Source organism: Streptomyces sp. NPDC005195, assembly GCF_040608315.1.
GTDB lineage: Bacteria > Actinomycetota > Actinomycetes > Streptomycetales > Streptomycetaceae > Streptomyces > Streptomyces kaempferi.
This window is the reverse complement of the sequence record NZ_JBEXHZ010000114.1, coordinates 1-7,562: the sequence shown is the minus strand read 5'-3', so window position 1 is coordinate 7,562 and position 7,562 is coordinate 1. Positions and strand designations below refer to the sequence as shown.

At 71.8% G+C, this 7,562-nt stretch carries 7 protein-coding genes; 3 read left to right on the top strand and 4 right to left on the bottom strand.

Features of this window, described 5'->3' with window-relative positions; all coding sequences use genetic code 11:
- From ABZV34_RS35930 to ABZV34_RS35915, 4 genes are all read right to left on the bottom strand, one after another.
- Window positions 1–478 (bottom strand): BTAD domain-containing putative transcriptional regulator (locus ABZV34_RS35930; protein ID WP_356286390.1); only part of this gene is annotated, 478 nt, incomplete at its 3' end.
- Window positions 472–1,482, bottom strand: coding sequence for a dTDP-glucose 4,6-dehydratase (gene rfbB / locus ABZV34_RS35925; protein ID WP_356286387.1), 1,011 nt, complete (start codon window positions 1,480–1,482; stop codon window positions 472–474). The genes rfbB and ABZV34_RS35930, both read right to left, overlap by 7 nt.
- Window positions 1,483–1,605: 123 nt before the next feature.
- Complete coding sequence (locus ABZV34_RS35920) at window positions 1,606–2,856, bottom strand: activator-dependent family glycosyltransferase (protein ID WP_356286384.1); 1,251 nt, start codon at window positions 2,854–2,856, stop codon at window positions 1,606–1,608.
- 103 nt (window positions 2,857–2,959) lie between these two features.
- Window positions 2,960–3,157 carry a ferredoxin gene (locus tag ABZV34_RS35915; RefSeq protein ID WP_356286381.1) on the bottom strand — a complete coding sequence of 66 codons (198 nt, stop codon included), beginning with the start codon at window positions 3,155–3,157 and terminating at the stop codon, window positions 2,960–2,962.
- Between the two features lie 321 nt (window positions 3,158–3,478).
- Between ABZV34_RS35915 and ABZV34_RS35910 the strand changes: the two genes are divergently transcribed.
- The 3 genes from ABZV34_RS35910 (at window position 3,479) to ABZV34_RS35900 (ending at window position 7,539) form a co-directional block, all read left to right on the top strand.
- On the top strand, window positions 3,479–4,726 hold the full coding sequence (locus ABZV34_RS35910) for a cytochrome P450 (protein ID WP_356286378.1): 1,248 nt from the start codon (window positions 3,479–3,481) through the stop codon (window positions 4,724–4,726).
- A 62-nt stretch (window positions 4,727–4,788) separates the two neighbouring features.
- Window positions 4,789–6,009, top strand: a complete 1,221-nt coding sequence (locus ABZV34_RS35905; RefSeq protein ID WP_356286375.1) for a cytochrome P450 — start codon at window positions 4,789–4,791, stop codon at window positions 6,007–6,009.
- 21 nt (window positions 6,010–6,030) lie between these two features.
- Complete coding sequence (locus ABZV34_RS35900) at window positions 6,031–7,539, top strand: acyltransferase (protein WP_356286372.1); 1,509 nt, start codon at window positions 6,031–6,033, stop codon at window positions 7,537–7,539.
- The last annotated feature ends 23 nt before the right edge of the window (window positions 7,540–7,562 follow it).

Here is a 7,562-nt window from a genome sequence, read left to right as displayed (position 1 = left end):
CCAGGCGCAGCGCGTACGCCTGGAGGCAGGGGCCCTGGCCGATGTCGGCGAACGGCTGGCCGGACCACCAGGCCAGTGCGGCCTGGAGGCGTTCGGTGGCCGTGTGGGCGTCGCCGGTCTCGATCGCGGACCGTGCCTGGACGGTGAGCCGTTCGAACTCCTCGGCGTCGTAGTCCCCGGGGGCCACCCGCAGGATGTAGCCGGTGGCCCTGGTGACGAGCGGTCCCGTTCCGGCGGCCGTCTCGTCGTCGCTCTGCAGGAGTTTGCGCAGCTGGTAGACGTAGGTCTGGACGGTGGCGGTGGCGCTGCGGGGCGGGGTGCGCTCCCACAGTTCGCCGGCGATCGCGGAGATGGACACCAGGGTGTTGCGGCGGGCCAGCAGCAGCGCCAGCATCTGGCGGACCTTCGGGGCGGTGGGTGTCACGGGCCGTCCGTCCCGGGTCACCTCGAGCAGTCCCAGGGTGCGGAAGGTCAGCATGCGGGGGCCTCGGTCGCGGCCCCGTCGGCGTCGGTGGCGGCGGGCTCCCACCAGTCGCGGTTGTCGCGGTACCAGGCGACGGTCTCGGCGAGGCCCTCGGTGAAGTCCTTCTGCGGCTTGTAGCCGAGTTCGGTGTGGGCCTTGCTCCAGTCGACGGAGTAGCGGCGGTCGTGGCCCTTGCGGTCGGTGACGTACTCGACCTGGTCCCAGGACGCGCCGCACGCCTCCAGCAGCCGTTCGGTGAGACGGCGGTTGTCGAGCTCGGTGCCGCCGCCGATGTTGTAGATCTCGCCGGCCCGTCCCCGGGTGCGGACCAGTTCGATGCCGCGGACGTGGTCGTCGATGTGCAGCCAGTCGCGCACGTTCATCCCGTCGCCGTACAGCGGGACCTTCTTGCCCTGCAGGAGGAGGCTGACGAAGAGCGGGATGATCTTCTCGGGGAACTGGTGGTGGCCGTAGTTGTTGGAGCAGCGGGTCACCCGTACGTCCAGGTCGTGGGAGCGGTGGTAGACCAGCGCGAGCAGGTCGCTGGCCGCCTTGGACGCGGCGTAGGGCGAGTTGGGGTTGACGGACTGCTCCTCGGAGCAGGAGCCGGTCGAGATGGATCCGTAGACCTCGTCGGTGGAGACGTGTACGAAGGTGCCGATGCCGTGGTGCAGGGCGGCGTCCAGGAGGACCTGGGTGCCCAGGACGTTGGTGCGTACGAACTCGGCGGAGCTGGACAGCGAGCGGTCGACGTGCGACTCGGCCGCGAAGTGGACGACCTGGTCGTGCTCGGCGATGAGGGGGCCGACGACGTCGGGGTCGCAGATGTCGCCGACGACGAGCCGGAAGCGGGGGGAGTCGGCGACCTCGTCGAGGCTGGCCCGCTTGGCGGCGTAGGTGAAGGCGTCCAGGACGGTCACCGAGACGTCGTCGGGGCCGAGGGGGCCGAGGAGGGTGCGGACGTAATGGGAACCGATGAAGCCGGCACCGCCGGTCACCAGGATGCGTGTCTGACTCATCGGGATTGCGGCGCCCACAGCCCTGTTCGGGGTGGCGGGGCGCCGTCCTCCTTCCTCGTGTGTGCGGTGCGGTGCGTGGATCCGGCCGGTGTGCCGGTGTGTTCGGGGGGGGGCGGTCGGTGCTCAGCGGTCCGCGGCCAGCCGCTCCAGTTGCGCGACCAGGGCGTGCGGGCTGGGCAGGGCGGCGGACTCGTCGCGCAGGCGTCGTGCGGCGGCCGCGAACTCCGGTTCCTCGACGAGCCTGCGGGTGTGGACGAGGACCTGCCCGGCGTCGACGTCGCTGTGGTGGACGAAGATCCCGGCGCCGGCCTTCTCCAGTGAGCGTCCGCGCAGTTCCTGGTCGGCGACGTTGGTCGACAGGGCGAGCTGCGGGACGGCGTTGACGAGCGAGGTGGAGAAGGAGCCCCAGCCGCCGTGGTGGACGACGGCGGAGCAGGTGGGCAGCAGCGTGTTCAGGGCGATTCCGCTGACGGCGCGCACGTTGGCGGGCAGGTCGCCGAGTTGTTCGGCCTGTTCGGGCATGAGCGCGGCGACGACGTCGACGTCGAGTGCGCCGAGGGCCCTGAGGATGTCGTGGAGGGGGACGTAGTCACCGCCGTAGGCCTCGCTGTTGGTGCGGCCGAGGGTGACGCAGACCCGGGGCGACTTGGGCGGCTCGCGCAGCCAGTCCCACTGCACGGCGGGGCCGTTGTAGGGGACGTAGCGCATGGGCAGCTGCCGCAGTTCGCTCGGCGGGCGCAGGCTGGGGGGCAGGGTGTCGATGGTGACCTGGCCGTTGAGGAGTTCCTCGTCGCAGGACACGCCGTAGGCGCTGCCGCGTTCGTCGATCCACTCGGCGAGCGGGTCGACGCGTTCGGTCTCGGGGAGCTCGCGGGCGAGGTCGGTGAAGGTCTTCCTGGCCCTTCCGTACACGTCGGCGCACCACAGCAGGCGGGCGTGGGCGGCGCCGCAGGCGCGTGCGGCGACCGCGCCGGCGTAGGCGATGGGGTCGCGGACGACGAGGTCGGGCCGCCAGTCGCGGGCGAGGGCGACCATGTCGTCCATGACGGGATCGTTGTAGCGGGCGAAGCCCCACGGCACGCTGATCTCGTAGCGTTCGCGCAGGGTGGCCCAGTCGACCTGGCCGGGGCCGAGGTGGCTCCAGTTGGCGACGTCGGCGTCCTGGGATTCGCGGGCGAGGGCCATGTCCGAGTGGAGTGCGTGGTCGTCGGTGCCCACGGGGGCGGCGACCAGGCCGACTCCCGTGATGGCGGGGGTCAGTGACGGCGAGTTGGCCATCAGCACGTCGTGCCCGGCCGTCGCGAGGGCCCAGGCCAGCGGCACCATGGTGTAGAGGTGCGACTTCTCCGACAGGCCGGCGAACAGAACGCGCATGGCATCCTCTCGTTCGTGGAGGGTCTGCGGCCGGGCCGCGGGACGTCTGGGAGGGCCCGGCGGTGACCGGGGGCGATGCCGCCCGGCCGGCTGCCGGGGCCTCTCAGTTCTCCCGCAGGGTGATGGCACCCAGCGGGCAGGATTCGTGCGCTTCGCGGATCGCCTCGTGGTGGTCGCTTCCCGGCCGTTCGAGCAGGAGCAGGGCGCGGCCGTCGGTCTCGTCCTGGTCGAAGACCTCGGGCGCGATCAGTACGCACTGACCCGCTCCCATGCACTTGTCCTGGTCGATCGCGATGTCCATGCCGGCCTTCCGCGTCGTGGGCGGTACGGGGGGCGCCCCGCTGCCGGGGCGTGCCCATCTTGGGCCGTGGGCGGGCCTGTTGCCGCCGCGGGCCGTCACTGTCTGGGGTTTCCTCCAGAGATTGCGGCCCGCTGCCGGGCCGGTGCGCGGGTGCCGGGCGGGTGGTACTCGGTGAATCCCTAGACTGCGCCGCCGTTCCTGGATCCGGGCGGGCGCCGCGTGCTGGAGTGACGCGAGAGCCGGGCCCCGTCGGGTGCCGGTCGAACACGGTGCGTCGCGGGCCGCGATCGCGACCGGGCCGCACGAGAGGGGGAACCACTGGTGGCGGAGGAAGGCACCTCGGATCTCGGCGTGTCGCAGGGGGCGGCCGAGCAGGCGCCCGGCGCGGCGCCGGGGCCGGGCATCGGCAGGGCTCCCGCGGTGGAGCCGGACGGCGGGACGACGTTGCTCGCCTGGCTCGCGCGGATGCGTGAGGAGTGTCCGGTGTGGATCGACGAGTCGGGCCAGGTGCACCTCTTCCGGTACGAGGACGTCCAGCGGGTCCTCGCGGACCCGGCGACGTTCTCGTCCGACACCGTGGGCCGTCTGTCGGGCGGTGAGCGGCAGGCCCCGCGCGGCACTCTCCTGCTGCTGGACCCGCCGCTGCACAGCAAGATGCGCCGCCTGGTCAGCCGTGCCTTCACACCGGGGCTGATCTCCGGTCTCGAACCGTGGATCACCGAGCTGACCGCGGAGCTGCTGGAGTCGGCCGGCGGTGACCGTTTCGACCTGGTGGACGTGCTCGCCAACCCGCTGCCGGTCACGGTGATCGCGCGGATGCTCGGCGTGCCGACGGCCGACCGGGATCTGTTCCAGGGGTGGGCGGACCAGCTGCTGTCGACGGATCCGGAGGATCCCGCGAGCGTGCGGCGGATGGAGGAGACCGGCGTCACCATCTCGGCCTATCTGCAGGGTTTCATCGACGACCGGCGCCGCGAGCCGCAGAACGACCTGCTGGGCACCCTGGTGCACGCGGAGCTCGACGACGAGCGCCTGGACGACGAGGACATCGCGAGTTTCGCGACCCTGCTGCTGCTCGCCGGGCACATCACCACCTCGGTGCTGCTGGGCAACACGCTGATGTGCCTGGACGGGGAGCCGGAGCTGTTCGAGCGGGTCCGTGCGGACCGGTCGCTGGTACCGGCCGTGATCGAGGAGAGCCTGCGGCTGCGTCCGCCGTTCACCCGGATCGAGCGGGTCACCACCGCCGGGACCGAGCTGTGCGGGACGAGCCTCGCCCCCGACACCCTGGTGCACCTGTGGCTGTTGTCGGCCAACCTGGACGAGGAGGTCTTCGAGGACGCGGGCGCCTTCCGCCCGGACCGCTCCAACTCCCGCCAGGCCGCCTTCGGCCACGGCATCCACTACTGCATCGGGGCGCCGCTGGCCCGGCTGGAGGGGCGTGTCGCCCTGAACGCGCTCCTCGACCGGTTCGCCCGGATCGAGGTCGACCCCGACGCGCGGCTGACCTACCACGGCACCAACGTCTACGGCGCCCGGCACCTGCCGCTGGCCGTCAAGCGTGCCTGACACCCCACCAGCTCCCGCTCCACGACACCCGACGGCGTAGCCGGCACACCAACGGAGTGACCATGAAGACACGGCCCGACGCACCCGTCATCCCGGCGGACCGGGGTAAATGCCCGTTCGATCCGCCGGCGGCGTACGCCCGCCTGCGCGCGGAGGACCCCATCAGCCCCATCACCTTCCAGGTGGCCCCGGCGGACACCTCGGGCTGGCTGGTCACCCGGCACGACCTGGTGCGGCAGATCCTGGCCGACAACCGCTTCAGCCACCGCAACGAGCTGCTGGCCCACGTGGTCGCGCCGCCGTTCCCGATGGACGAGTACACCCCCCAGCCCTCGCCGCCCGGTTCGTTCGCGAAGACGGACGCGCCCGAGCACTCCAAGTACCGGCGTCTGCTGGCCGGGCACTTCACGGTCCGCCGGATCCAGCAGTTCGAGCCGGAGCTGACCCGCATCATCGGCGAGACCCTCGACGAGATGGCGGCGCAGGGCTCGCGGGCCGACCTGCTGACGTCGTTCGCCGAGGTGGTGAGCGTGCGCACGGTGCAGTCCCTGATGGGGGCCTCCGCCGAGCTGATGGCGGCCATCTCCAAGCACTTCTCGGCGATGATGACGCTGACGTACACGCTGGAGGAGTTCATCCACCACGTGGAGTCCATGGACGCGGCGCTGCGGCCCATGGTCCGCGAGCGGATGAAGGAGCGGGGCGACGACTTCTTCGGGCAGCTGGCCTCCACCGGGGAGCTGACCGAGGAGGAGATGGTCAACCTCGCGGTCCTCACCCTGGGCGGCTCCCTCGACACGACGCCCAACATGCTGGCCCTGAGCACGTTCGCGCTGCTGGAGCAGCCGGAGCAGCTGGCGCTGCTGCGCAGCCGTCCGGAGCTGTACGAGGGCGGCGCCGTCGACGAGTTGATGCGGTATCTGACCATCTCGCAGATGGGGTCGAGCCGTTGCGCGCTGGAGGACGTCGAGATCGAGGGCGTCACCATCAAGGCCGGGCAGACCGTCGTCCTGTCGCTGCCCGCCGCCAACCGTGATCCCTCGGTGTTCACCGACCCCGACTCCCTCGACGTCACCCGGATCCCGCGCAAGCACCTGGCGCTCGGCTTCGGGGCGCACCAGTGCCTGGGCCAGCATCTGGCCCGCGCCACCCTCAGGATCGGTCTGCGCACGCTGTTCGAACGCTTCCCGAAGCTGCGGCTGGCCACGCCCGCGGACGAGGTGCCGCTGCGCGACCGTGCCGTGCACTACGGGGTCGACAGCCTGCTCGTCGCCTGGGACTGATCGGCCGCGAGGAGGACCACCGTGACGACGAACACGACGAACGAGAAGAACGAGAAGAAGCCGACGCCGAAGGCGGCGAAGGGCTCCAGGGACACGAGGGACACGAGGAGCGCGGCGAAGAAGGAGGCCGGGGCGGCGGGGACGGCCGGGGCGGCGTTCCGCCGCGTCGTGGACAGCCGGGAGGAGCGGACCTTCCTGGTCCGTGCCGGCACGGCCGGCGGCGGCCGGGTCCGGCTGAGCGGTTACGACCTGCTGACCGGCCCCTGGTACACGCCGATGACGTTCTTCTACCGGAACACGCTGGACGGCGCGGAACTGCGCGCGTCCCTGGCGCGTACGCTGCGCCGCTACCCGCCGCTGGCCGGGCGTCTCACCCGGGACCGGGACGGCGGCCTGAGTGTGCTCTGCAACGACGCGGGGGTCCGCTTCACCGAGGCGGTGTCGTCGGAGCCCATGCGGGAGTACGGGCCCGGTCTGCGCGCCGAGCCGGTGATCGGCCGGCTGCTGCGGGAGGTCAGCGCCTTCCGTGTCGTCGGCCGGGACACCCCGCTGCTGAAGATCCGGCTGACGCAGATGCGCGGCGGCGGCTCGATCCTGGGCGTGACGATCAACCACAGTCTCGCGGACGGCGGGAACACCCTCGCGTTCCTGGAGAGCTGGTCGCGCGAGCACCACGGGCTGGCCTCCGCGGAGCCGTCCCACGACCGGGACGTCATGGACGCGCTGGGCCGGGAGTCCGCGGATCCCGCGACGGTGGCCTCGCGCGCGTTCACCGGGGTCTCCCGGCTGCGGCTGCTGAAGACGAACCTCGAGGTCGGCCTGCACAAACTCGCGACCGTCGCCACCCGCTTCGAGGCCGCCGAACTCGCCGCGATGAAGAACGCCGCGCAGCGGCAGCTGACCGGCGAGGGCTCCTGGGTCTCCACCAACGACGTGCTGACCGCGCACATCTGGCAGGTGCTCGGTGAGCTGCGCGCCCGGCCCGACGAGGCGGCCGAGTGGCTCGGCATGATCGTCAGTGTGCAGTCCCGGCTCGGCGACGCGCTGCCCGCCGGGTACTGGGGCAACTGCGTCAGCAACAGCTGGACCACCACCCCGGCGGCGGCGCTGCGTGAGCGTCCGCTGGGCCGTGTCGCCCAGGACGTCCGGGCCTGTCTGGACGCCAACACCGCCGAGAAGATCCGTGACGAGATCGCCTTCCTCAACTCCTATCGCGGGGCGGGGGTGTCACGGCACGTCATGTCGGTCCGGGCGCCGGACGTCTTCGAGACGGCGCTGTCCGTCAACAACTGGTCGCAGTTCCCGCTGTACCGCATCGACCTGGGCGGCGGAAAACCGTTCTGGTACGAGTTCCCGGACCTTCCGGTGCCGACGGTGCACATCGCGCCGACGCCCGCCGAGGACGGTAGCCGGGACGTCTATCTGTGCCTGGCCCAGGAGCACGCCGCCGTGGTGCGGGACCCGGCCTGGCTGGAGCGCCTGCACGTCCACGGGCGGACCGGCGGGGGTGGCGTTCCCGAGGGGAAGTGACGCGGGCGGGCCGGCGGCCCCGG

Bases quoted from the DNA above. Each gene is read 5' to 3' on its own strand.
- ABZV34_RS35905 (WP_356286375.1), top strand. From the start codon at position 4,789: ATGAAGACACGGCCCGACGCACCCGTCATCCCGGCGGACCGGGGTAAA.
- rfbB (WP_356286387.1), bottom strand. From the start codon at position 1,482: ATGAGTCAGACACGCATCCTGGTGACCGGCGGTGCCGGCTTCATCGGT.
- ABZV34_RS35915 (WP_356286381.1), bottom strand. From the start codon at position 3,157: ATGGACATCGCGATCGACCAGGACAAGTGCATGGGAGCGGGTCAGTGC.
- ABZV34_RS35920 (WP_356286384.1), bottom strand. From the start codon at position 2,856: ATGCGCGTTCTGTTCGCCGGCCTGTCGGAGAAGTCGCACCTCTACACC.